This window comes from Protofrankia sp. CiP1_Cm_nod3 (assembly GCF_982290655.1).
The window spans coordinates 15,432-16,839 of record NZ_CEVIVD010000014.1; the positions used below are offsets into that span (position 1 = coordinate 15,432).

Consider the following 1,408-nt stretch of genomic DNA (forward strand, 5'->3'; position numbering starts at 1 on the left):
GCCCGTGCCCGTGCCCGAGCCCTGGCCCGCGGTCCACCCGGCCAGCCGGGCCAGCTGCTCGACGAGCGTCTCGGCCGCCCGGTTGAGGCTGAAGTAGGGCATGTCGTAGGCCGCGACGAAACGTTCGGTGACGCGCGCGGCGGCTGCCCGGGAACGTTCGGACACCGCCAGCGGCCCTCGGCCGGCCCACCTGTCGATCTCGGCCGCCACCCGGTTCCACGGCTCGACCAGACGCGAGCGGGTGATCCGGGCCAGCTCCTCGCGGCTGAAGCTGGTGCGCTGGAACTCCGGGCTGGTCGCGGCCAGGTGGAAGCGGATCAGGTCCCTCGGCACCTCGGCCGCCAGCTCCCGTCCCCCCAGCACATGGCCCCGGCTGGTGGAGAACTTCGCGTTGTCCAGCTCGTAGAACTCGTTGGTGAGGAACAGCTCCGGCAGGTCGTAGCGGCCGTCGTGCGCCAGCAGCATCGCGGTCCCGGCGACCGCGAACGGGTAGATGTTGTCGAAGCCGAGGAAGTAGACCACGCTCGAGCCGGACCCGGCCAGCCACAGCTCGTCCTCGGCAGCCAGCGGCGTGCCCCGGCGCTCGGCCGCCAGCGCGGAGCAGTACATGCTCCACGCCATCGGCTCGGCGTTCGGGTTGATCACCTGCCCGGGGACCTCGGGGAAGTGCGCGGGGATGCCCCAGGAGCCCGGGTAGGTGACCGGGTAGTCCGGCAGCGGCCGGGAGAGCATCTGCTGGACGGCCTGCGCCATGTGCGGGCGCATCATCGCGGCGTGGCCGGCGAAGTAGTCGCGCAGCCCGTCCCGGTACTCCTCCATGGGCAGCACCAGGACCCGCGCCTGGCGCGGCCGCACCGGCTCGTCCGGGTACATGGTCGAACGCGGGTTGAGCAGCTCCCCCGCGGCGACCGGATGGGCGCAGCTCTCGCACAGCCCCGCGCACCCGTCGGCCAGGCAGACCGGGCAGCTTCCGCGCACGTACCCGTCCACCAGGTACTGCCCGGTGCGCGGCAGGTACGGGAACGTCATCGTCCGCGCCCGGAGCTTCCCGGCGGCGTGCAGTCGCTCCAGGAAGCCCCAGACCGTCTTGGTGAACCGTTCGTCGACGCCGGTGAAGCCGTCGACGCCGATCCCCGCCGCGGCCAGGGACGCCTCCACCTGCCGGGCGGAGCGGGCCACCAGCCGCGCCGGCGTCGTGCCCAGCCGGTGGGCCGTGGTCACCACGTAGCTCGGGGTGTCCTGGATGCCGGTGCCGAGCAGCACCTCGCGGCCGGTCGCGCGTGCGTACCGGGTGTACACGTCGGCCGCCAGGAACGGGCCCGCCAGATGGCCCAGATGCAGGTCGCCGTTTGCGGTGGGAGCCGGCGAGATCACCACTGTCCGCCCGGTCATGATGCCTTCTCCTCGA

Annotated in this window: 1 protein-coding gene; it reads right to left on the minus strand. The window is 72.8% G+C overall.

Annotated features, from left to right (window positions below; all coding sequences use genetic code 11):
• The coding region (locus tag AC5LUJ_RS05135; RefSeq protein WP_493464538.1) for a class I tRNA ligase family protein at window positions 1-1,392 on the minus strand (1,392 nt) is incomplete at its 3' end.
• Window positions 1,393-1,408 lie beyond the last annotated feature (16 nt).